Here is a 24,102-nt window from a genome sequence, read left to right on the forward strand (position 1 = left end):
ATACCTGAAAGGAGGGCCATCTTATTTCTATCCGCAATGAGCTTATCCATTCACTCCGCGAACGCCCGTCCGCCATTCACCTGATGGTGAAGAACCCGGACACCCTGTTCGCGTACTGGCATATCTCCCCGCGCAGGCGGGCTGCCGCGGAACGGCATTACGACCGTCCCTGGAGCGCGATGACGAAGAACATCCGTCTGTACGCCGCGCCGATTCCTGAACGGCTGCGGTCCGGGAACGGGGATATGCCGCTTCCTTATCACGATTGCCGCGATTCCAGAGTCCAAGGGAATGAAACGGCTTCCGCATATCTTCGTCCTGTGCTGCCCGGAGGAGCCCATGCGGCGGATTTCGGCATTCTGGATGACGACTCCCAATTCGTGCCGCTTGTCCGTTCTTCCATTCTATGCATCCCTATGTCCGCACATGCCTATGCCCATTCGGCCCGGCTCCATTCGGCTTCATCCGGAATCATGCCGCCCAAGTCCGAGGCCGGCTCTCTATTCGAGCAATTTTCCGTATATACGCTATATTCCAAGCATGAAGGAGTCCACGCATGATCACAACTGTTCCGCAATGCAAGCGTACCTTCCCCGCTCATACGGGGCAGATCGCTCTTCTTCTCCATGCCCATCTGCCCTATGTGCGCCATCCGGATCGCAGCGGCACGCTGGAGGAGCGGTGGTACTTCGAAGCCGTGATGGAGACGTATCTTCCGCTGCTGGATCGGTTCAGGCGGCTTGAGCGGGACGGCGTGCCGTTCCGGTTGACGATATCGCTGTCCCCTACCCTGCTCGCCATGATGGACGACCGCCGGCTTCACGAACGGTTCGAAGCGCATCTGGCTCAATCCATCCGCCTCGCTTCCTCCGAGCTCGATCGACTGGCGGCGGAGGGCGCGCTGCGACAAGCCGCTGCCATGTATCTGGAGCGCTGGCGGCGGTACCAAGCGATCTACCAAGATTGGGGAGGGCGTCTTATCGATGGCTTCCGCCATTATATGGAGCGAGGCCATCTGGAGTGCATCACCAGCGCCGCGACCCACGCCTTCCTGCCTTACGTGAAGCAGGAGAAGCTGGTTCACGCCCAGTTGGAGGCCGGGCTGCAGGAGGCGGAGCGCCATCTCGGCCGGCGGCCGGCGGGGCTGTGGCTGCCCGAATGCGCCTATTCGCCCGCCCTGGCGCCGCAGCTGCAGGCCTGCGGTATCCGCTACGTCGCCGTCGCGTACGATACCTGGTCGAAGGCGCACCCGGCTCCGTCCTCCCTGCCATACGCCCCTGTCATGACGACGGGAGGCATCGCGGCATTCGCCGGGGATCCGGAGTCGTCCCGCCAAGTGTGGAGCAGCCGCGAAGGCTATCCCGGAGATGCCGACTACCGGGAATATTACCGGGATATCGGCTTCGACCTCGGCTGGCATGACGAAGCGGAATGGAACTATATCCGCCCTTATCTGCTGGAGGACGGCAGCCGGCTCAATACCGGGCTCAAATATTACCGGATTACCGGAGCGCAGGCGGCGAAGGCCCCATATTGTCCGGAGCAGGCGCTCGCCAAGGCGCAGGAGCATGCGCGGCATTTCCTCGACTGCCGGGAACGGCAGCTCCGGGAGGCCCGGGCTGTCATGGAGCGTCTCCCCGTCGCGGTCTGCCCTTACGATGCGGAGCTGTTCGGACATTGGTGGTACGAAGGGCCGCTCTGGCTCGAAGCGCTCTTCCGGGAGCTGCATGACCGGCAGTCGAGACAGACGAGCGGCCTCGCCTTCGTCACGCTGGAAGAGGCGCTCGCGGAAGCGGAGCTGCCGCCGTCGCCCGAGGCTTCGCTACCGTTCGGGAGCTGGGGCCGCGGAGGGTACGGCGAAGTCTGGCTTCAGGAGCGCAACGACTGGATCTATCCGCTGCTGCATGAAGCGGAGGACCGATTGGTTCAGGCAGCGGAACGGCTGCGCAAGCAGGCCGATCCGCGTCCGGTGCTGGACGGCATGATGAACCGGGCGCTGAAGGAATGGATGCTTGCCGCCAGCAGCGACTGGGCTTTCATTATGGATGCCGGCACCGTGGTGGAGTATGCGGCAGCGCGGACACGGGAGCATCTGCGCCGCTGCCGGATTCTGCTGGACGGCGTCATGGCGGGACAGGAAGAAGCGGAGCTGCTCCGGCAGTGGGAAGCGGACTATCCTTGCTTCCCCGCACTTGATTACCGGACGCTGCTCGGCGGGGATGAAGGGGGGAACGCCCTTGAGCAGCGCTTCATCCGGATGACCGGACCGGCTCCGGCAACCCGGGTGCTGATGCTCGCGTGGGAATTCCCGCCGCTCGTCGTCGGCGGACTGTCGCGCGCCGTCTACGACCTGTCGCGGCATCTCGCGCGCGGGGATTGCGAGGTCCACGTCCTGACCCGCGATGTCCCCGGGTCTCCGGCGTACGAACGGATGGACGGCGTCCATGTGCACCGCGTGGCGATGCTGGCTCCGCTGACCCCTCCCGCCTTCATGGATTGGGTTTTCCAGATGAACGCCGCCCTGAGCGACGGCGCGGATGCGCTCGTGCGGGAAGGCTTGCGCTTCGATTATATGCATGCCCATGACTGGCTCGTCTATCCGGCGGCTCACGATCTGAAGGAGACATATGGCTGGCCGCTCATCAGCACGATCCACGCGACGGAATACGGGCGCAACCACGGGCGGATTGAGAGCGGGCTGCAGCGCCGCATTCACGGCATGGAGCAGCGGCTCGCCGCCGAATCCGATCATGTCATCGTCTGCAGCTCGGCAATGCAGGACGAGGTGGAGCGGATCTTCGCCCTGCCGCGCAGCCGCATCTCGATGATTCCGAACGGAGTCGCCATGGCAGAGGAAGACGGTGAAGCGCCTGAAGCGCCGGCCAGGAAGATGGTGCGGACGGCGTCCCCTCCGTCGCATGAAGCGGAAGCCTACGGGCCGATGCTGTTCTATGTCGGAAGGCTCGTCTACGAGAAGGGGGTCCATGTCCTGATCGATGCGATGCCGCAGATTCGGCAAGCCGTGCCCGGCGCGAAGCTCCTCATCGCGGGAACAGGACCGATGAAGCAGGAGCTGGCCGCCCGGATCGAGGCTCGCGGGCTCGCGGGGCAGGTGCGGCTGCTCGGCTTCGTGGACGATGAGACGCGCGACGCATACATACGGGCAGCCCGTGTCTGCGTATTCCCCAGCCTGTACGAACCGTTCGGCATCGTCGCCCTGGAAGCGATGCGCTTCGGCACCCCGGTCGTCGTCTCCGATACCGGCGGGCTCGCCGAGATCATCCGCCACGGGGTCGACGGCTACAAGGCGCTGCCCGGACATGTCGAATCCTTGGCCTGGCATGTGACCGATCTGCTGCTTCACCCGGAACGGGCCTCCCGCATGGCCGCGGAAGCCGTCCGAACCGTGCGCCGGCATTACGACTGGCGCGCCATCGCCGCATCGACGAGAGAAGTATATGAAGGAGTGAGTCCCTGATGAAAGCCGTAATTATGGCCGGCGGCAAAGGAACCCGGCTGCGCCCGCTCACGCTGCATACCCCGAAACCGATGGTTCCGCTGTTGAACCGGCCGTGCATGGAATATGCGCTGGATCTGCTGCGGCGCTGCGATATTTACGAGATCGGCGTGACGGTGCAGTATCTCCCCGAGGTCATTCGCAATTATTTCGGCGACGGGTCTGACTTCGGCGTGAAGCTCCGCTACTTCGAGGAGGAGAGCCCGCTCGGGACCGCCGGGAGCGTCAAGCATGCCGCTTCCTTCCTCGACGAGACGTTCCTGGTCATCAGCGGAGACGCGCTGACCGACTTCAATCTGCGCGACGCGATCGAGTTCCATCGGCAGAAGCAGGCGATCGCCACGATGGTGATGGCGCGCGTCGCCTCTCCGCTCGAATACGGCGTCGTCATGACCGATGACGGCGGGCGGGTGACCCGCTTCCTGGAGAAGCCGGGCTGGAGCGAGGTATTCAGCGATACGGTCAATACGGGCATTTATATTATGGAGCCGGAACTGCTGGAGCGAATCCCGGACGGCGCCAGCTACGACTTCAGTCTCCAGCTCTTCCCGCAGCTGCTGGAGGAAGGGCTGCCGCTGTACGGCTATGCGGCGGAAGGCTACTGGTCCGACATCGGGACGCTCCAGCAATACCGCCAGACGCAATACGACATGCTCGATCGCAAAGTCGCTGTCCGCATTCAGGCGGCCGAACCGATGCCGGGCCTGTTCGTCGAGCAGGGGGTGCGGCTGCCGTCCCGCATCCGGCTGATCGGCCCGTCCTACATCGGCGCGGGCTGTACCCTTCACCCGTCCTGCTCCATCGGCCCGTATACGATTCTCGGCTCGGGCAATGTCGTCTACCCGCACAGCGCCCTGGAGCGCAGCATCGTCTGGAACGGCTGCAGCATCGGCAGCCGCGCCGAGCTGCAGGAAGCGCTGCTGATGGATCGGACGCAGGTCGGTCAGGACGTCCGCATCCAGGAAGGAGCGGTCATCGGGAGCGGCTGCGCGCTCGGCGACAAGTCGGTCATCCGGCCGGAGGTCAAGTTGTGGCCGGGCAAGCGCGTCGACCGCCTGCGCACCGTCAACGCCTCGCTCATCTGGAGCGAGGATGCGCCGGCCTCCCTCTTCCGCGGCAGCCGCATCTGCGGCACGCCGAACGCGGATCTGACACCCGCCTTCGCGGGAGAGCTGGCCGCAGCCTACGGCTCGGTACTGCCGGCGGGAGCGTCCGTCGTGCTGGCGCGCGGCCCGCATGACTTCGATGCGCTGCTCCAGACCGCGTTCGCGGCCGGTCTCCGCTCCGCCGGCATCCATGTCACCGACATCGGCGAAGTGTCAGCGGCCTGCACCCGCTACGCGGTCCGGAAGCTCGGCGCAGCCGGCGCGGTGCATATCGGACTGTGCCCGCCGGCCGCAGGGTCCGGTCCGGAGCGGGGCGCCCTCTGCTGGATGGATGCCAAGGGGCGGCCCCTCTCCAGCCCCGCCGCTCGCAAAATAGAGCAGGCCTACTTCCAGGAGGATTATGCGCGGGGCGCGGTCGATCGGCTGGGCAGACTCGAATCGTATGCCCACGCCCGGGCGGATTATATCGCGGCGCTGCAGCGCGAGCTCGATCTGGAGTCGATCGCGGCGGCGAATTACGCCTTCGTCCTGCACGCCCCTGCCGCCCACGCGCCCGAGATCGAGGCCTGGGCGGCCATGCTCGGCGGGTCCCGGATCCATCTCCGGGCGGAGACGTCCAGCCCTGCCGCAGTGCTGGAGCAGGTCCGTCGCCTGGACGCCGACTTCGGCATCGCCTGGGACGCGGACGACCGGCTGCAGGTCATCACGCCGGAAGGCGGCCTGCATGAGCCCGAAGCGCTGCTTCCGCTGATAGTGCGGGCGCTGGCGCTGCGCGGCGTCCGGGCTTCCTTGGGCATGCCAGTGAGCGCGCCCGCTGCCGTCGAAGCCGCGGCAGAAGGAAGTCTGCTGCAAATCGTGCGCACGAAGGAGGATCTCCACGCCCAGATGGAAGCCACCTCCGGCCTGCCCCTTCATCCGGGGGCCCATCCGCTGTACGCCGCCGGCCTGCTCATCCAATGCGCCGCCGAAGGAAGAACGCTCTGCCAGCTGCAGGAGCAGCTCCCTTCCCTGTGCATGGCGAAGGAGGAGATTCTATGCCGCCGGGAGGAGACCGGGCCGCTGCTGCGGGGGATGACCGAATGGGTGCGGAAAGGGAAGCATCAAGTGGAATTGCTGGACGGCATCCGGCTTCAGGCCGAGGACGGATGGGTCCTGATTCTGCCCGACGCCGACGAGCCCCGCTTCCAGATCGTCGCCCAGGCGGACAGCATGGATACCGCGCGCCGCCTGGCCCGGCAGTATGCCAACCGGCTGGCGAAAACGCAGCTTCTTATAAGGAAGTGATACGATGCCGAGACCGCTTGTCGTAGGCAACGGCAAGTTCCTTGTCAACCTGGACGATCGATGTTCAATCCGGGATATCTATTATCCGTATGTCGGGCAGGTCAATCATGTCGGCGGCTACCGCTGCCGCACCGGCCTATGGGCGGACGGCCGCTTCAGCTGGCTGGAGGATGCCGCCTGGCGCGTCAGGCCGGCCTATGCCGAAGATTCCCTCGTTACCGAGGTGGAGGCCTGCCATGACAGCCTCGGCTTGACGCTGCGGATCAACGATGCCGTCCATCAGCGGGAAAATATATTTCTGCGGCGCGTTCAATTGCGGAACGAAGCGGATAAGGCGCGGGAGATTCGAATTTTTTTCCATCAGGATCTGGCCATTAACGAGACCGAAGTGGGAGATACCGCCGCCTTCTACCCGGATAACCGGACCCTGTTTCACTACAAAAAAAACAGCTACTTCATGTTCAATGGCTTGTCCGCCCAGGCGGACGGCACGACGGCCGGAATATACGAATATACGACCGGGATCAAGCGGTTCCATCAGGCCGAGGGAACGTGGAAGGATGCGGAGGACGGCCATCTGATGGGCAATCCGATCGCGCAAGGCTCGGTGGACAGCACATTCAGCCTGCACCTGATCGTCCCGGGCGGCGAGACGCGGGAAGCCTATTACTGGTTCAGCGCCGGCAGCCGGCTGGAAGAGGTGAAGCGTCTGGACCGCTATGTGGCCGACAGCCACCCCGGGAGACTGATCGATCGGGTGCGGACCTATTGGCAGCGCTGGGCGAATAAGCGGAGCAAGCCGTTCGCCGATCTGGAGCCGGATCTCGTGCGGCTTTACAAGCAGAGCCTGCTGGCGGTCCGCAGCCAGACGGACGTGAACGGCGCGATTATCGCCGCCAATGATACGGACATCATGCAGTTCAATCGGGATCATTACAGCTACATGTGGCCGCGAGACGGTGCGCTCGTCGCGCAGGCGATGTCCGCCGCGGGCTATCACGGCATGATCGCCCCCTTTTTCCGTTTCTGCGCGGATGCATTAACCGAGGACGGTTACTTGCTTCATAAATATAATCCGGACGGGACGGTCGGCTCCAGCTGGCATCCCTATTTGCATGACGGTCAGGAGCAGCTGCCCATTCAAGAGGATGAGACGGCGCTCGTCCTGCACGCGCTCTGGCAAGATTATGAGCTCCATGAAGACATCGAGTTGCCGCAATCGCTGTACCGCACCTTCATCCGCAAGGCGGCGCGCTTCCTGCTCGAGTATTGCGACGACCGCCTCGGCCTCCCCCGCCCGAGCTATGATCTGTGGGAAGAGCGGTACGGCATCTTCACCTTCACCTCCGCCGCCGTGTACGGAGGATTGACGGCGGCCGCCCGCTTCGCCGCCCTGTTCGGCGATGACGAGCGCTCGAACGCCTATGCACGGGGGGCGGAGGAGATCAAGGCCGGGATGCTGCGGCACCTGTGGAACGAGGAACACGGCCGGTTCGCGCGCGGGCTGCACCGGGTCGACGGCCAGTGGCGGCAGGATATGACGCCCGAGAGCAGCATCTTCGGCATCTACGCCTTCGGCGTGCTGCCGCCGGACGATCCGCGCGTCGCCTCGACGATGCGCTCCTTGAGAGAGGCGCTGTCGGTGCGCAGCGCCACAGGCGGAATCGCGCGCTATTGGGGCGACTACTATTTCCAGCGCTGCTCCGACATGGAGGTGGCGCCCGGCAACCCGTGGATCATCTGCACGCTCTGGTTCGCCTGCTACGACATCGCCACCGCGACCTCGCTCGAACAGCTCGTGTCGGCGCGCCGCACGCTGCGCTGGGTCGCCGATCACAGCCTGCCGAGCGGTCTGCTGCCGGAACAGCTCGATCCGTACGACGGCAGCCCCGTCTCGGTCGCGCCGCTTACTTGGTCCCACGCGACCTATATCGATACGGTGCTCAAATATGTCGCCAAATACGAGCAGCTCCAAGCTTCGCAAGCTTGCTCCTGATTCGATTTTCGCGTATATAAAAAAGCAGCCTGACGGCGGATTTTTGTCTCCCCGTCAGGCTGCTCTGCCCATAGGAGCCCCGTTCGCCGGTTCAGTCCGTGAACTCCGATTGCAGCATGCCCATATGGATAATATGATGCCACGCTCCATCGCGGAACAACGCCTCCCGGGAGACGCCTTCCCGGTGGAAGCCGATCTTCTCATACAAGGCGACGGCTCTTGCATTGAAATCGAAAACCCGCAGCGACACGCGGTGCAGATTCAGCTCGCGGAAGGCGTAACGCAGGAGCAGCGAGAGCGCCTCGCGTCCGTACCCCTTCCCCCAGTAAGCCGGCTCGCCGATATCGATAATCAGCTCGGCATTCCGGTTCTTCTCATCGATCGCGATAAGCGAAGTGACGCCGATCGGCTTGTCGTCCGCCGCATCCGCGATGATGTATGATTTGGAAGCCGGAGAGCCAAGAATGACATTTTTCACGAAGGCCGCCGTCTCCTCCTCGGTATATACATCCATCGACGGGTTCGTCCAGTACATCGCTTCCGGCGTATTTCGCCACTTATGATAGACGCTGGCGTCCTGCTCCGTCATTTTGCGGAGCTTGATTCGCTCTGTTGCAAACATAGCCGCTCTCCTTTCATCCCTCGTAATGTGCAAATTAAGCAAGCTTGCCCCTCTATTATCTCCTTTGTCAAAAGCGGAAAAAAGGGTATAATCATGATTCAAATGTCCCCTTTTACAACAGAGGTGAACCATGAACACCGATTATTTGGATATGCGCGCCCATTTCTACCCGCGCGAGTCGGAGGGCCGCGTCCGGTTCCGGCTGGACGAGCTGGCCGAAGTCTGGAAGTGCAGCAGCAAGCAGGCGAAGCGCAAATTAAAAAAACTGGATGAAGACGGCATCTGCTCCTACGTTCCCGGCAGAGGCAGGGGCAATTATTCCGAGATCCGGTTCCGGACCGATTTTCAAGATGATCTGAACGCGGCGATCAGGCATAGTCTGCTGGCCAAAAATATGGAGCTGCTGATGCATATTCTCCAGCTTCCTTGTCCGAAGCAGTGGAGCGGTCAGCTGCTGCGGCCGATGCAAGAGCTGCTGGGGCTGCAGGCGCCTGACCCGATCACCGATGTGCTGCAGGCGATCGTGACCTTGCCCGTAACGAATCTCGATCCGGCCCAGGCATCCGTGACGTACGATCTGATGCTCATCTCGCTCATCGGCGACACGCTGCTGCGGTATGATGCGGCCCGGGACCAGCTGCTTCCTCATCTGGCTGCTGCCTGGGAGACGGACGCAAACTGCCGGGCGTGGACCGTATATCTGCGCAAGCAGGCCCGCTTCCATCACCGCCGGCCGCTGACAAGCGGCGACGTGAAGTTCAGCCTGGAGCGGTTGATGCAACCGGACTGCGCCAACCGGTGGCTGGCGGAGGACATCGACGACGTGAACTGCATGAACCCGCTCACCGTCCTCATTACTCTGAAGCGCCCGAATCCGCTGTTCGGCCGCTTTCTCGCAGCGGCGCCGACGACGATCGTCGCGGAGGATGCCCCTGTCCATGACAAGCATTTTATCGGAACAGGCCCTTATATGCTCACCGAATGCAATCGGCGCAAAGCCGTGCTGGAAGCGTTTGATGATTATTTCGGTCTGCGGCCTTATATCGACACCGTCCAATTTTGGCATGTGCGACCGGAGGCCGCCCATCAGATCGGGTACCACCTGGCCGGGACTAGCGCACAACCCGAAGCAAGGAGAGACGGCGATGAAGGCGGGGAGATGGATCATGTGGCCGTGGAGGAGCGGGTCGAGCAAGGCTTCCGCTTCCTGTTGTTCAATACGAGGCACGCCGGGCGGATGCAGGACCAGGCGCTGCGGCACGCCATTCATGAGCTATGCGACGTGGAGGCGATGTGGCGCGATCTAGGCCGAAGCGGGCTCGTCCCGGCGTCGCATTTTGTCCCGGGGAAGAGCAAGCCGTTCGCACGGAGCCTGCGGCGTGCCCGGCAATGGCTGGCCCAGAGCGGCTATCAGGGCGAAGATGTGCATCTATCCCTGCTTGATCTGCCTGCGGCATGGGAAGAGGGGCTCTGGCTGAAGCGGCGGGCGGCACGGATCGGGATCAATCTGGTTCTTCATCCGTATGCGCTCGACGAGCTGTATGACGGTTCTGCGGAAGAGCGAATGCACTTGATCTTGTCCGGATACGTATCGACGCACGATCCGCTTCTGTCCATGATGGGAGCCTTCCATAACCCGGTGCTTCCTTTTCGAAAATGGATGGCTGACGAGCATATCCGATCAATCGACGGGATGCTGGAACAGATGAAGCAAGCGGATCCTCTCGCGGGGGAATCGCTTGGCGATGACATTATCCGCTATATTCAAGACAACATGCTGCTCGTCTTTCTGTACCATCCGCGGCATCGGCACCGCTTCGATCTGATGCTGCGGGATATTCAATTCGATCCGTTCGCCTTCCCCGACGTGACGGCCTTATGGGTACGGCCGGCGTGGACGGCGGAGGGAAGGCGGCAGCCGTAACGGCAGGATGTTCCGGGCACAAGCGCTGGAAGCGTGCATCAAGCCCCGGCGCTGGAGCTCCCGGCGGCGCCGCTACCCTAAGGCAACGACGAAAAAAGGCCAACCCGTAATCTCCGGTTGACCCAATAAGATAGCGGGGCTGTCCCTTTTTCATCTCCATGAGACAACCCCATCCCCGCTTCTCCCAGCTCGACTGGCCCAAAAAAACGGCGAAAATGCAGTTTTTCCTTATGACGTGTGCTCCGTTAGAGGACTTCCTGCAAAACGGCATCAATTTCCGGATATCTGATGGATATTAGACAAAAATGGATGAAAATAATGTATTTTAGCAGGAATTCCATCCAAAAGCGCACCACATAACAAAAATTGCTGCATTGGCGCAGGATTTTACTGGCTCATCATCTTCTGCCGCTTTTCCGGCTTCCATTTTATCCGCCGCCGTTTTCCCGCTTTCGCCTTCTCTATCAGCCCCTTCGCTCCCTGCTCATCATCCCGCAAGATATCGTGCCGGGGTTCGAGATGTCCTTCAATTCATACGGAATATCGCTCGGGTATGCGACACGTCCTCCAATTCATACGGAATATCGCTCCGGTGTGCGACACGTCCTGCAATTCATGCGGAATATCGCGCCGGGGGCCGGGACGTCCTGGGGGCATTCGACGCAACCCCTAACTATACGTATTGCTTCATCCAGCCGGCAATCCGGTTCAGCCGCTCTACGCGCAGCTCGGGATGCCCGTTGCGCGACAGATCATGGTTCGCGCCCGGGAACCGTACCAACTGGGTTGTCTTGCCCAGGCGCTTCAAGGCCACGTACAGCTGCTCGGCCTGCTCGATGGGGCAGCGCAGATCGTCCTCTCCGTGCAGAATCAACAGCGGCGTCTGCACCTCATTTACATAAGCGAGCGGAGAATGCTTCCACAGCTTCTCCGGATCCTCCCACGGCTGAGCGCAGATCTGATACTCGGTGAAGTAGTAGCCGATATCGCTGACGCCATAGAAGGAGAACCAGTTCGAGATCGAGCGCTGGGTGACGGCGCCCTTGAAGCGGTTCGTATGGCCGACGATCCAGTTGGTCATGAAGCCGCCGTAGCTGCCGCCGGTCACGCCGAGCCGCTCTTGATCCACGAAGTCGTAGCGGGCGATGGCCTGATCCAGCGCCTCCATAATATCCTCATAATCCTTCCCGCCGTAATCTCCGCGGCAAGCATCGACGAACTTCTGTCCGTAGCCGTGACTGCCGCGCGGGTTCGTATACAGAACCGCATAGCCCTGGGCGACAAGCAGTTGGAATTCATGCATGAACGAATTCGCGTACATCGTATGCGGCCCGCCGTGAATCTCGACGATGGTCGGCACCTTCTCGCCCGCAGACACTCCTGACGGCTTCATTATCCACGCCTGTACCTTCCAACCGTCGGAGGTCTCGACCCAGAACGATTCCGGCCGGCTCAGCTTCAGCTCCGCCAGGAAGTCTTCGTTCGGGGCGGCCAGCCGGCGCTCTTCGCCCGTTGCCGTATCCATGATGAACAGCTCTCCCGGCTGCAGCGGATCGGCCGAGATGAAGACGATCCGCTGCCCGTCCTTCGTCACCGTAAATTGGGTAACCTCCCGCTCGCCGGAGGTAAACAATGTTTCCGCTTCATAACCTCCCTCCAGCGGGAAGCGTGCGAGCTGAACGCTGCCTTCCGCCGAGATGAGCGAGTATACGGCGGAGCCGTCCGGGGTGAACACGGGAGTTGAAGAGCCTCCGGCCTTCATGTCGGTCACGGCCGCGTTGCCGAGATACAAATCGAGATCGGCGGTTACGCATACGGCGGCGCCCCCCGCGGCCGGTACGGTATAGAGGCGGATCAAGGTCGCGTTCTCATATTGGCGGTCATGGCCGAAGAACGCGATCGTTTGCCCGTCAGGCGAGAAGGCGAGCTTCCCGATGACAAGACCGGACTCCGTCACGCGGCGGCAAGCGCCGTCCTCGCAGTTCACGACGAAGATGTCTTGCGTGAAGACGAGATCCGGGTCGACCGCTTCATCCTCGACACGCTTGGCGGAGAAGGCGGCATGAACGCCGTCCGGCGACCAGACGAAATCATGAATATCATAATCTCCGGAAGTCAATTGAACGGTCGAGCCCGATGCGGGATGAAATACAAATAAATGCGTGCGCTTGCCGTCAAGCAATCCTTTGCCGTCCGCCTTGCATTTCAGCCGGTCGACGACGAGCGCCTGCTTGCCAGGCTTCTTCTCGCCGTCTTCCTGCTGCTCCTTCTGTTCGCTCTTGGCCGGATCGATGCTCGATGCATACAACAGACGGGAACCGTCCGGCGACCAGGCAAATGCGCTGACGCCGAACTCCGCGTCCGTTATGGCTTCCGCTTCGCCCCCATCGGCCGCCATCGTCCAGATCTGCTGGTGCTTCCCCTTCTTGCGCAGGAAGGCCAGCTTCGTCCCGTCCGGCGACCAGACAGGCGCGCTGTCCTGCTCCCCGTTCGTAAATGCCTTGCTCTTCGTTCCGTCTGCTGCCGTGATATGTATGCGGGAGCGGTATCCGCTCTTCTCCTCATTGACCTGTCTCGCTACATATGCAATCGTTCCGTCCTGCGGATTAACGGCCGGGTCGCTTAACCATACGAACCTATATAAATCTTCCGCTGTGATGGCGCGCTGCTCCATCGTAACACCTCCCATGATTGATATACATAGTATGGCATTCCTTCCCTGCACAAGACAAGTCCAATACGGCCAAGTTCCGCGGGCAGATTGCCGGAGACCGGCATGTTCCCCTTCGATTCGTTCGCAACCGGATGCTTGCCGCCTCGCTTCCCGTTGATTGGCCGCCTTCCGGACTGAATTAGCGCCCTTTCTCCTGCCCGCTTCCCGCTCTCCCCGTCGCGGCCGGCCACGTCCAAATTGTGCATCTCTCCCCTCTTAGCTGCCCTTGCCGCCTCCTCTGCCCCTGCATACTCTATTCAATGATTCTACTATTCAATAAAGGCGGTGTTTTAGGATGGATTGGCACTATCACCAGCCCGTGTTCGCCTCAGATTCGGCGCCGGAGCTGCCGCAACTTTTTATGACGCAAGGAGCCTGGTCCGGCCATCGCCGGTTCGCGTATGATCTGGTCCGCTTCGCCCGGCCCCGCATCATCGTGGAATTGGGCACCTTGTACGGCACCTCGTTCTTCGCCTTCTGCCAGGCGGTGAAAGACGGACAACTGAACTCCCACTGCTTCGCCATCGATTCGTGGAGGGGCGATCCGCATGTCGGCGTCTATAACGATAGCGTCTTTCATGCGGTTCAGGCCGTTACGGACCGCGAATTTCCGAATATCGGCGTCTTGGTGCGGAGCGACTTCAACGGAGCGGCGAAATATTTCGCCGACGGATACATCGACATCCTCCATATTGACGGTTATCACACCTACGAAGCGGTTTGCAATGACTATATAAACTGGCTTCCGAAGCTGGCCCGGAACGGAATCGTATTGTTCCATGACATCGCCATCCGCATGGGAGATTTCGGCGTTTACCGACTGTGGGAAGAGCTTCAAATACATCCCCGTATCACGTTCACACATTCATGCGGACTCGGCGTCCTATTCCCCAAAGGATGCCCTGCCGAATGGCTGCCGCTGATTGAGAACCAGGGAGCGCTTGTGGCGAACTATGGCGCGGGACAATCGTAGACGAACTCCTGTGGCGTTGCCCGTCCCGCTTCGGCAACAGCCACTCTGTTAAAGGAGGGCCGGATTGATGAATACGATCCCTAATCTTTTCTATCACCGGACGCGAGACTGGGCTGCCGGTTATGCCTATAATCTCTCATTGCTGCAAGAGAGGTACAAAATCATATACCCGGAGGAAACCGTCGTCTTGCCTGCACCCAAAGGGGTGGACTTGCCTCGTTGGCCGCCGCTATACCACACCGATGAGGCATTCGTGGCGGTCATTCCGGAGGGAAGAGTCATGACCGGGTGCGGGTACGTTGTTACCCCCGACCATCGCCGGCTTCTTGACGTGGAACTTGCTTATCCCTATCCGTTCATCGAGCTTCCTCCGCCTCAATATACAACAGAAACCGTGGCCACGTTGTTATGGGGCTGGAATATTCCCGGCTTTGCCTCTACACAGGCCATTTTCGGGCATTGGTTTTTTGATATTTTGCCCCGAATTCATCTGCTGGAGCAGAGCGGAATCGCTATCGACAAATATTTAATCGGCCAACTGACTCATCCATTTCAATATGAATCGCTGCAAATGCTCGGTTTTCCGATGGATAAATTAATTCAAGTCGACCGGAACGACTTCCATCTGGTCGCGCGCAAGCTGGTTGTGCCTGCCGTCCCGTTCATTCTCGGCGGATGTCCCCGCTGGGCCAGTCAGTTCATCCGCTCCCGCCTGAAAGACGCACATTCGATACCTCCCCGTCCCGGCTATGAGCGAATATATGTCAGCCGGCAGGATGCGCACGTACGTCACGTCATCAATGAAGAAGAAGTGATGCAAGTGCTGGCCGAAAAGGGCTTTGTCCGCATTGTGCTCACGCCGCTGTCCATGGCGGATAAAATAGCCATCTACTCTTCCGCTCAGGTTATCGTCTCTCCGTTCGGAAGCGGAAGTATTAATACCGCGTTTTGCAATCCAGGCTCTACCTTGATCGAACTGACGCCTGTAACGGTTATGGATGGTTACTTCTGGAAAATAAGCAATCACGCCGGGATGAATTACTACGAGGTGGTCTGTGATATCGAGCAGCCGCCGAAGCCGCTCGGCGGCGCTGACAACCTGATCGTAGACATTGAAAAGCTGAAGCGCGTGCTTCATATGGCAGGCATTTAGCCGCGCCCCCATTAGAAGTGCCGCTGCAAGGGAGCCTCTCATTCTCTCTCGCGGCACAAGCCCGATACAACCAAGTCCCGCAGGCAGATTGCCGCGGGACCGGTATATTACATTTCGATTAGTTGGCAGCCAGATGCTTATCGCCCGGCTTCCAATCGCTCGGGCACAGACCGCCGGATTGCAGAGCTTGCAGCACGCGGATCGTCACGTCCACACTGCGTCCGACCTTGTTGTGGCTCACGACTTCATACTTTACTTCGCCTTCCGGGTCGATGATGAAAAGACCGCGAAGCGCTACGCCCTCCTCTTCAACGAGGACGCCGTAGTCGCGGGCTACCGATTTCGTGATGTCGGAAGCGAGCGGGAAGTTCAGGCGGCCGAGGCCATTGGCATCGGCCGGCGTGTTGATCCACGCCCGGTGCGTATGCACGGAGTCGACGGACACGCTCCATGTTGAATTCTGGCGCAGGTCTGCCAACCAAACATTCCGGCATGTCCGCTTCCTCCTTTGAGCTATCTCAAAATGTCCTGATTTATCACATTTTCTAAGATTTTTTCGCATGATTCTTACTTGGTTCTATTATGCCACTTCGATGCCGCTTTATCCTCTCCCGCAGCAAGGCCCCGGTACCCGCGCCCCACTTCTCTCTCAAAATTGTGTGTCTCTCTTCTCTCAGTTGCCCTATTCCGCCTCTCTCCTGCCTGCATAGTCTATCTCAATCAGTCTATTATCTCTGAAGGAGGTGTGCTTTGCGATGCGTTGGCACTATCATCAGCCTGTGTTTGCAGCGGATTCCGCGCCAGAGCTGCCGCGTGAGTTCATGACGCATGGAGCCTGGTCCGGCCATCGCCGCTTTGCGTATGATTTGGTTCGCTTTGCCCGGCCCCGGACGATTGTGGAGTTGGGCACGCTGTACGGCACCTCATTCTTCACCTTCTGCCAAGCGGTCGAGGACGGACAGCTTGCCGCCCGCTGCTTCGCGGTCGACACCTGGAAAGGAGACCCGCATACCGGCAGCTATGACGATGTCGTCTATCAAGCGGTGCAAGCCGTTACCGCCCGTGAATTTCCGCAGATCGGCACCTTGGTGCGGAGCGATTTCGACGGGGCGGTTAATCTCTTTGCCGACGGGTCCATCGATGTGCTTCATATCGACGGTTATCACACCTACGAGGCCGTTCATCACGATTATACGACATGGTATCCGAAGCTGGCCGAGAATGGAATCGTATTGTTCCATGACACTGCCGTCCGCCTGTGGGATTTCGGTGTATACCGGTTGTGGGAAGAGCTCGGGGAGCATCCGCATATCACGTTCCCCCATTCGAACGGGCTCGGCGTTCTGTTCCCCAAAGGATGCCCGGCGAACTGGCTGCCTCTGATCGAGAACAAGGACGCGTTTGTGGCGAACTATGCCGCAGGACAAGTGTGATGCATGGCCTTGCCGGCTAGTGCGGCACCTGACGACGATGAGCAGCAGGAGGAGGGCTTGAAATATGAATACGATACCCGATCAGTTTTATTTGCGGACCCGGGACTGGGTTGCCGGCTTTGCCGCTGACCCTCATCTCGTGCGTGAAAGGTATAAAGTCATTTATCCGAAGGAAACGATTCATCTGTCTGCGCCCAACGGGGAAGATGTGAAGCGCTGGCCATCGGCATGTCATTTCGAGGAAGCCTTCGTGGCGATCATTCCGGAAGGGCGGATCATGACGGGGAACGGTTATGTCGTCACCCCCGATCACAAGCGGCTGCTCGATGTCGAGTATGCCTATCCTTATCCGTTCACCGAGCTTCCTCCGCCGGAATATACGGAGGAGACCGTAGCCACCCTGATATGGGGCTGGAACATTCCCGGGGTCGCTTTTACGCAGGCCATTTACGGCCATTGGTTTTTCGATATTTTGCCGCGGATTCATCTGCTGGAGCAAAGCGGCATCGCCATTGATAAATACTTGATCGGCAAGCTGACCCATTCGTTCCAATATGAATCGCTGCGAATGCTCGGCTTCCCGATGGACAAATTGATTGAAGTCGACCGCAATGATTATCATCTCGTCGCACGCCAGCTGGTCGTGCCCGCGGTCCCGGTCATCCTCGGCAAGAGCCCGCGCTGGGCCTATCAATTCATCCGCAAGCGGTTGAGAGATGACCGCCACATCCAGCCCCGGCCAGGGTATGAGCGAATATATGTCAGCCGGGCGGATGCACATGCCCGCTTTGTCGTCAATGAGGAGGAGGTCATGCAGGTACTGGCCGAGAAAGGCTTTACCCGCATCGTGCTCACTCCGCTGTCCATGGAAGACAAAATTTCCATCTACTCTTCCGCTCAAGCCATCGTGGCCCCGTTCGGAAGCGGCAATGTGAATGTGGCGTTCTGCAATCCGGGCACGACGATGATCGAACTGTCGCCCGTCACCGTCGTCGATGATTATTTCTGGAAAATCAGCAATCACGCCTATATGAATTACTATGAAATCATCTGCGATATCGAGCAGCCGCCGAAGCCGGTTGGCGGGGCCGACAACCTGATCGTAGACATTGAGAAGCTGAAGCGCGTGCTTCATATGGCGGGAATTTAGACGCCCGCATGCCGTATTCATGCTGTACTGAACAATCCCCTCCTCTATATCGACAAATAACTATTTTGCCTTCCACACTACCGATGGCCTAATCTTCTGCTAGCTTGCTATCATACACATACCATATCCAAACGATTGACAGGAGGAATAAGCCTTGTCTGATAGCCAGCGGACGATCGTTATCGGGGCAGGAGGGCATTCCAAAGTCATCATTGACATTCTTCGAGCCGATCCCGCCGTCGACCTTGTCGGCTGCACTTCCGTGGCCGGAAGCGGCTGCGTGGCCGGCGTTCCTGTCCTGGGCGATGATTCGATCCTGCCGGACCTGTATGCGCAAGGGGTCCATCAGGCGTTCGTGGCCATCGGCGACAACCGCATTCGCAGGAAAATGGCCCGCACCGCCGCGGATATCGGCTACACCCTTATCAACGCAATCAGCCGCTACGCCTATATTTCCCCATCGGCAAGCCTTGGGTCAGGCATCGCCATCATGCCCGGGGCCGTGGTCAATGCGGAAGCCTGCATCCAGGATTTCGCCATCATCAACACCGGCGCATCTGTCGATCACGAATCTGTTATCGGAGAAGCATGCCATATCGCTCCGGGAAGCCATTTATCCGGCAATGTGCGGGTCGGGGAAGGCTCCTTTCTCGGTACCGGAACCCAGGTGATTGACGGTATGGCGGTCGGAGCATGGTCCGTTCTGGGAGCAGGCGCCGTCGTCGTTCGCGATATTCCCGATCTATGCCTCGCCGTGGGGGTGCCGGCCCGCGTCATCAAACATTTTGATCGTTAAGCAGTCTTGAATGTCGGAGGGAGATACATGAAGAAATATTATCCTATAGCAGCTCCGATTCTAAACGGGAATGAAAAAAAATATGTAGCCGATTGTCTCGATTCGACGTGGATTTCTTCCCACGGTTCGTATCTGGGCATGTTCGAGCAGCAATTCGCCGCTTTTTGCCAGACGAAGCACGCGATTACTTGCAGCAACGGTACGACCGCGCTCCATCTGGCGCTCATCGCCCACGGAGTTGGTCCGGGGGATGAAGTGATTGTTCCGACGCTGACCTTCGCCGCCACGGCGAATGCCGTCGTGTATTGCGGAGCGGCACCGGTGTTCGTCGATTCCGAGCCGGAGACGTGGAACATGGATCCGGAGGCGGTCGTGCAGAAGATTACGCCCCGAACGAAGGGCATTATTGCCGTCCATCTGTACGGGCACCCCGTTCATATGGATCCGGTTATGCAAGCGGCTCAAGAGCACGGCTTATTTGTCATCGAGGATGCCGCCGAAGCCATCGGCGCCGAATACAAAGGAAGAAGAGCAGGTTCTCTCGGCCATACGGCCGCCTTCAGCTTATTCGGCAATAAAATCATTACAACGGGCGAAGGCGGCATCATTACAACGAATGATGACGACATCGCCGAGAAAATTCGCCTCTTCAAGGGGCAGGGGATGGATAAGTCCCGCAAATATTGGCATACGGTCATCGGCTACAATTACCGCATGACAAATATCCAGGCCGCGATCGGCTGCGCACAGCTCGAAAATATCGACTGGCATATCCAGCAGCGCATTCGGGTAGCGATGCATTACTACGATTGCCTGCAGTACGATGAACGAATCACGCTGCCGGTCCAGAAGGTATGGTCCAAAAACGTCTATTGGATGATGAGCGTCCTATTGAACGGGTGCTCGGAAGCGAAGCGGGACCGGGTCATGGAGCGGTTGAAGGAGGATGGCATCGAGACGAGACCGTTCTTCTATCCGATGCACATTCTCCCGCCGTATCAGCATCTGCAGCCCCATACGGAGTTCCCGGTCGCCAACCGAATCGCTGCGCAAGGGATCAACATGCCGAGCCATGGCGAATTGACCGAAGAGGACATTCATTGGATCGGCGGCAAGCTGCAGCGCGCAATAGACAAGGAATCCTAAAGCTGGAAGGGAGGGAGAAGGTTGAGCCGTCATTACCGAATCATTCATCATCTATATGAGTTGATGAGACGGGAAGGGAATGACTTTGTCAGGCAGATGTACATTCAGATGCTTCACCGGGAACCGGGCGAAGCCGAGCTGCAGCATTACGGCACGCTTCTATCCATGGGGACAGGCAAGTTCACGGTCGCGATGGGCGTTCTGTGCAGCAATGAAGCCGAACAGTTGTACCGCCGCCCGCCCATCACGCTGATTCCCCCGCAGCAAGGCACCATCGCCAGCCGGATTCAATCCTTTTATACTGCTGAACCGCTCTTTTTCCTTCACTCTTTATATGCAGAACTGCTTGGGCGTGCCCCTGATCCGATTGGGATGGAGGGGCATTCGCGCACCCTCTCTACCAGAACCCCGCGCAGGACGCTGCTGCGCACCTTCGCCTCGTCCGAGGAATGCCAGCGGCTCCTTGCCGGACCGGCTCTCCCTCCCCTTCCGCTGCAGCCGCACCCGGCTGCGGCGGGATGGAGCGGGAGCTTTCCCGTGACACAGATCGGCGTCTTCCTGGGCTACCCCCATCCCCTCGCCCTCGACGGCGAAGGGATCGGAAGATTTCTGTACCGGCTTATCGAAGGCTTGCTGACGATACGCCACGATACGGTTATTCACATTGCGGCGACGCATTACAATGAAGGCGACACCCGCAGCACGTTCGATGGATTGAATGCCCGCTTCCCGGGCCGCTGCCGGATTGTCGGCTTCAATAATATGGGCTGGATCAACGATCATGTCCCCGCCGACATCTGGATCGTCCCGATCGTGTCTCTCGATCTGGCCCTGCATCTGAAGAAGCCGTACATTCTATGCCTGCATGATCTCGTCCATCATCAATTTCCGGAGTTATATTATACCTACCAACCTGATTTCTGCCACCGGGTGAACCGCACCGCTTATTATGTGATGGAGAGAGCCGCAGCCATCGTATCCAGCTCTGAATACGTCCGGCTGCATCACGCCGTCGCCCTGGGAGGAATGCCTCTGGCCAAGGCCCATGTCATTCGTCTGGCCCCGCCCAGCAGCGAGTACCATTCCTTCCCGCCTGTTCCCGAAGCGGCATTTCGGGCGGCGTATCAGCTCTTCGAGCCTTATATGGTGTTCCCGACGGTCCTGCGTCTTCACAAAAACTTCGAGCGCCTTATCGCGGCCTTTCTCCGGTACAGGCATTCGCCGGACGGCTTCGCATCCCGCCTGCGTCTCGTGTTCACGGACGATTTGAGCAACAACCCGAAGCGGGCCGAAGTGATGCAGCTTCTCCAGCAGTGCCCGAATAAGGAGATTCGCAGCAGCATCCGCTTTATCGGCCGTATTCCGAAATCCCATATCCCTTCCTTGTACCAATATGCAGCCGGCACCATTGTCCCTACGCTGTTCGAGGGCAGCTGTCCGTTTCCGATACTGGAGTCGTTGACGATGGGAACTCCGGTGGCGGTCAGCCAGCTTGAAGTCACGAAGGAACTGATACAGGATATGGAAGGATTTCTGGCCTTCAACCCCTATTCGCAGGAGGAAATGGAGGCCGCCATCCGCGGGCTGTGGCTGTATCGGAATCAATTGCTGCCGCGTCAGCAGTCCGCGATATTCCATGCGATGCAGCGTTCCTGGAACGATGTCGCCGCCGAATATTACGCCCTCATCCAGCACGTCGCCGCGGCAGGCGGCTGAGGAGCGTCTGCCTTTCCATCCGTCCCTTACAAACGGTGATATTTCTGGTAAGCGCGATGGAAGACAAGAATATATTTGAGGGCGATATCGTCCCATGTCTCGGAAGGATCATGAATCCCGGCCATCGCGGAAGCTTTGTAAAGCGCGTAATTGCCAAATAGCTGTTCAAGCGCCCTTACGATGGCGTCCGGCGATTCCGGGTCGAACCAGACGACCTCGGCGCTGTGCCTTGACAGATGCTCGCGCATGACAGGGATGTCGGAGCACAGCACCGGCACGCCCAGCTTCAATGCTTCTTCGACGGGATAGCTCCCCCCGCCTTCCGACAGGCTCGGCATAATCAGCGCCTGGGCCTGGCGAACAAGCGGAATGACATCGTTATCGGGGACGAAGCCGAGCGGATAAATATGTTCGTCCAGCCTCAGACCCTTCCGGTGGATGAGAGACACCAGCGTCGGAATGTACATCTGATCCGGCCATAGCGGCGGCACGCTTCGCAGCAGCTCCGTATTATGCCCGAACAAAATGAGGGGAATCGGATACTTTTCGCGAAACCGGGAGTAAGCCAAGAGCAGATTGTAATGGTTTTTGTGCGGAGAAATATTGCTTGGGTACAAAATATATTGCTGCGGGACACGCGCAGCTATCCCCGGGCTCAATTCGCCTGCCGCCAATGACGGGGCAGGCACTATCGCATGCTCGATCACGGTGGCGGCTTCGCACGCAGGGCCGAAATGCTGAATCAGCCTGCCCTTGACATGATGGGAAGAGACGACGATGGACGTCATGTTGTCCAACCATTCCTTGGCGGCCCTCCAGACATGCGTCACGACGGAGCCGCTAAGAAACGGAGGCACATAATCCAGCACCGTCGTATCGTGGAAGGTGCAGATCGCGGGCATCCCAATCGGAACATATTCGGGCCCATGTGGCCAAAAAAAATAAACGACATGCGTATCCTGAAGAAGGGCCTGCCCTTCAGCGGACTGAATGCTTCCGCTGAAATAGGCGATTTCCATATTCGGATAGCTTATGCCGTTCAACCTTTCGCGGAATCGCGTCTCTGCGGAGATGACGAGCCTGACCCGCTCGATGCCTGCTTGCCTGGCCATGGCAGGCAGCAAATTCGACAGCAGCCGGGCCCCCCCGCCTACGGAAATCAGATTAGCGCACCATATCACAATCTTCATGTCGCCGGTCCTCCTCGCTGCGTATGACCCATGAACTGAATTCCATCCTCAACATCCTTAATGAATATGCGGGGCAGCGCCCGAAAATGTATGGACAGCGTCATCCTCCAGGCCGCGCGTATACAATAATAGAACTCCTCCCGCAGCTTTCTCGGCGAGGAGATTATAACAAAGCAACCATTCCGGAAAATCATCAATAAGGCGGACCTGACTTCAACAGGATGACTTAGTGTGAAAACGTAAGGGAGGTATCGTTCGATGGCTCAAATTGTGTGGCACGGCAATGCATTCGACTCCACCGGCTATGCGAAGGCGACAAGGCAATATGTCATGGCTCTCCACGCTCGCGGCGCCGACGTGAAGCTCGTCAGCCATTCCGCTCTTCCTCCGATCGAGCTTCCGCGGGAGCAGCGGGACGTCTTGGAGCATCTGCAGGCCAAGCCGCCGTCGGCCAGCCAGCGGATCAATATTTATCACTACATTCCGGAGCTGTGGCGGAGAAGAATTCGTCCCTCCTTCGGATTCACCTATTGGGAGACCTCGAAAATACCGGACTCTTGGGTTCGGCAGGCCAATCAAATGAACGGCGTATTTTTGCCAAGCACGCATAATATCGGCGTATTTCGCAATTCAGGCGTTACGGTACCCTTGATTTACATACGGCCGTGCCTGATGGAGCCGTACCGTCCGCTTTCCCCGCAGGCTCCGCCGCCCTATATTCACGCCTTGCCCCCGTTTCGCTTCCTCAGCGTCTGCTCCTGGATTGAGCGCAAGGGCATTGACGTGCTGTTGAAGGCATTCTGGAACGAGTTCACGGCGGCCGATCAAGTCTGTCTCATTATCAAAACGGCCGGCAACGCAGACGTGCTGCATGAAGTCGAGCGGCTGAAGCAGGAGCAGCGGCTTCCCCATGTCCCCGCTCCGGTCTATATTGATCTGGAGCTGCGCAGCGAGCTGGAAATGGACGCGTTATACCGGAACTGCCATGCCTTCGTCCTGCCCAGCCGGGGAGAGGGCGTCGGATATCCGGTGCTGGAAGCGGCGATGAGAGGCGTTCCGGTCATTACGACCGGCTGGGGCGGCCACATGGATTTCTTAAATGAATACAACAGCTACGTCATTCCCTATCATCTGGTGCCCGTCAAGCCGCAGCATTACTACGGCGGATATCAAGCCGATCAGCTATGGGCGGAGCCGTCGGGCAGCGACCTGCAGCGCATTCTGCGCCATGTCCTGTCCCACTATGACGAGGCGGAGCTGAAGGGTCAGATTGCGAAGCAGCATACGATGACGCATTTCTCTCCCGACAATGCGGCCCAGGAGCTCCTTCAGGCGCTGTCGGGCTTGACGCGCCGCTCATTCGCCCGTTAGCGCGATAGAGTG

The 24,102-nt window shown here is 59.3% G+C and carries 17 protein-coding genes and 1 pseudogene; 14 read left to right on the forward strand and 4 right to left on the reverse strand.

Translation table 11 applies throughout. The annotated features are described in order from the left end of the window. The first annotated feature begins 80 nt into the window (after positions 1 to 80). From NNL35_RS26145 to NNL35_RS26160, 4 genes are read left to right on the forward strand one after another with little or no spacing between them, the layout of a single operon-like run. Positions 81 to 560 carry a DUF4912 domain-containing protein gene (locus NNL35_RS26145; RefSeq protein ID WP_274380345.1) on the forward strand — a complete coding sequence of 160 codons (480 nt, stop codon included), beginning with the start codon at positions 81 to 83 and terminating at the stop codon, positions 558 to 560. After that, positions 557 to 3,478, forward strand: a complete 2,922-nt coding sequence (locus tag NNL35_RS26150) for a 1,4-alpha-glucan branching protein domain-containing protein (RefSeq protein WP_006675204.1) — start codon at positions 557 to 559, stop codon at positions 3,476 to 3,478. Before NNL35_RS26145 ends, NNL35_RS26150 begins: the two co-directional genes overlap by 4 nt. Further along, positions 3,478 to 5,907: a sugar phosphate nucleotidyltransferase gene (locus NNL35_RS26155; RefSeq protein WP_006675203.1), complete on the forward strand. Its 2,430-nt coding sequence runs from the start codon at positions 3,478 to 3,480 to the stop codon at positions 5,905 to 5,907. The genes NNL35_RS26150 and NNL35_RS26155 overlap by 1 nt, the downstream gene beginning before the upstream one ends. Positions 5,908 to 5,911: 4 nt before the next feature. Further along, complete coding sequence (locus tag NNL35_RS26160; protein ID WP_006675202.1) at positions 5,912 to 7,903, forward strand: glycoside hydrolase family 15 protein; 1,992 nt, start codon at positions 5,912 to 5,914, stop codon at positions 7,901 to 7,903. A 91-nt stretch (positions 7,904 to 7,994) separates the two neighbouring features. Here NNL35_RS26160 and NNL35_RS26165 read toward each other — a convergent pair whose 3' ends face one another. Next, entirely contained in the window at positions 7,995 to 8,525 is a 531-nt protein-coding gene (locus NNL35_RS26165) for a GNAT family N-acetyltransferase (RefSeq protein WP_006675201.1), read from the reverse strand. A 130-nt stretch (positions 8,526 to 8,655) separates the two neighbouring features. Here NNL35_RS26165 and NNL35_RS26170 point away from each other — a divergent pair, with 130 nt between their 5' ends. Next, positions 8,656 to 10,449 (forward strand): ABC transporter substrate-binding protein, encoded by a 1,794-nt coding sequence (locus tag NNL35_RS26170; protein ID WP_006675200.1) that lies wholly within the window; start codon positions 8,656 to 8,658, stop codon positions 10,447 to 10,449. A gap of 673 nt (positions 10,450 to 11,122) precedes the next feature. Here the strand turns inward: NNL35_RS26170 and NNL35_RS26175 are convergent. Then, the gene (locus tag NNL35_RS26175; RefSeq protein WP_254554006.1) at positions 11,123 to 13,123 is read right to left on the reverse strand and encodes a S9 family peptidase; all 2,001 of its coding nucleotides are present in this window, start codon (positions 13,121 to 13,123) and stop codon (positions 11,123 to 11,125) included. A gap of 17 nt (positions 13,124 to 13,140) precedes the next feature. Here NNL35_RS26175 and NNL35_RS26180 point away from each other — a divergent pair, with 17 nt between their 5' ends. The 3 genes from NNL35_RS26180 to NNL35_RS26190 all read left to right on the forward strand — a co-directional run bounded on the left by NNL35_RS26180 (position 13,141) and on the right by NNL35_RS26190 (position 15,288). After that, positions 13,141 to 13,305 (forward strand): hypothetical protein, encoded by a 165-nt coding sequence (locus tag NNL35_RS26180; protein ID WP_254553864.1) that lies wholly within the window; start codon positions 13,141 to 13,143, stop codon positions 13,303 to 13,305. Positions 13,306 to 13,457: 152 nt separating this feature from the next. Continuing rightward, positions 13,458 to 14,135 (forward strand): class I SAM-dependent methyltransferase, encoded by a 678-nt coding sequence (locus tag NNL35_RS26185; protein ID WP_006675197.1) that lies wholly within the window; start codon positions 13,458 to 13,460, stop codon positions 14,133 to 14,135. A gap of 67 nt (positions 14,136 to 14,202) precedes the next feature. After that, positions 14,203 to 15,288: a glycosyltransferase family 61 protein gene (locus NNL35_RS26190; RefSeq protein WP_006675196.1), complete on the forward strand. Its 1,086-nt coding sequence runs from the start codon at positions 14,203 to 14,205 to the stop codon at positions 15,286 to 15,288. A gap of 118 nt (positions 15,289 to 15,406) precedes the next feature. On the opposite strand, the pseudogene NNL35_RS26195 reads toward NNL35_RS26190, so the two are convergent. Further along, positions 15,407 to 15,733 (reverse strand): annotated as a pseudogene (locus NNL35_RS26195) (redoxin domain-containing protein); the annotation flags it as partial. Between the two features lie 310 nt (positions 15,734 to 16,043). Between NNL35_RS26195 and NNL35_RS26200 the strand changes: the two are divergent. From NNL35_RS26200 to NNL35_RS26220, 5 genes are all read left to right on the forward strand, one after another. Next, positions 16,044 to 16,721 (forward strand): class I SAM-dependent methyltransferase, encoded by a 678-nt coding sequence (locus NNL35_RS26200; protein WP_006675194.1) that lies wholly within the window; start codon positions 16,044 to 16,046, stop codon positions 16,719 to 16,721. A 64-nt stretch (positions 16,722 to 16,785) separates the two neighbouring features. Next, positions 16,786 to 17,871, forward strand: coding sequence for a glycosyltransferase family 61 protein (locus tag NNL35_RS26205; protein WP_006675193.1), 1,086 nt, complete (start codon positions 16,786 to 16,788; stop codon positions 17,869 to 17,871). Positions 17,872 to 18,025: 154 nt separating this feature from the next. Further along, positions 18,026 to 18,667, forward strand: a complete 642-nt coding sequence (locus NNL35_RS26210; RefSeq protein WP_006675192.1) for an acetyltransferase — start codon at positions 18,026 to 18,028, stop codon at positions 18,665 to 18,667. A 27-nt stretch (positions 18,668 to 18,694) separates the two neighbouring features. Beyond that, positions 18,695 to 19,813, forward strand: coding sequence for a DegT/DnrJ/EryC1/StrS family aminotransferase (locus tag NNL35_RS26215; protein ID WP_006675191.1), 1,119 nt, complete (start codon positions 18,695 to 18,697; stop codon positions 19,811 to 19,813). Between the two features lie 21 nt (positions 19,814 to 19,834). After that, positions 19,835 to 21,529 carry a DUF4214 domain-containing protein gene (locus NNL35_RS26220; RefSeq protein ID WP_006675190.1) on the forward strand — a complete coding sequence of 565 codons (1,695 nt, stop codon included), beginning with the start codon at positions 19,835 to 19,837 and terminating at the stop codon, positions 21,527 to 21,529. Between the two features lie 26 nt (positions 21,530 to 21,555). Here the strand turns inward: NNL35_RS26220 and NNL35_RS26225 are convergent, their stop codons facing one another. Continuing rightward, on the reverse strand, positions 21,556 to 22,719 hold the full coding sequence (locus NNL35_RS26225) for a glycosyltransferase (RefSeq protein WP_006675189.1): 1,164 nt from the start codon (positions 22,717 to 22,719) through the stop codon (positions 21,556 to 21,558). 258 nt (positions 22,720 to 22,977) lie between these two features. On the opposite strand from NNL35_RS26225, the gene NNL35_RS26230 reads away from it, so the two are divergent. Beyond that, positions 22,978 to 24,090, forward strand: coding sequence for a glycosyltransferase family 4 protein (locus NNL35_RS26230; RefSeq protein ID WP_006675188.1), 1,113 nt, complete (start codon positions 22,978 to 22,980; stop codon positions 24,088 to 24,090). The last annotated feature ends 12 nt before the right edge of the window (positions 24,091 to 24,102 follow it).

The sequence above is a fragment of the Paenibacillus dendritiformis genome, from assembly GCF_945605565.1.
Lineage (GTDB): Bacteria > Bacillota > Bacilli > Paenibacillales > Paenibacillaceae > Paenibacillus_B > Paenibacillus_B dendritiformis_A.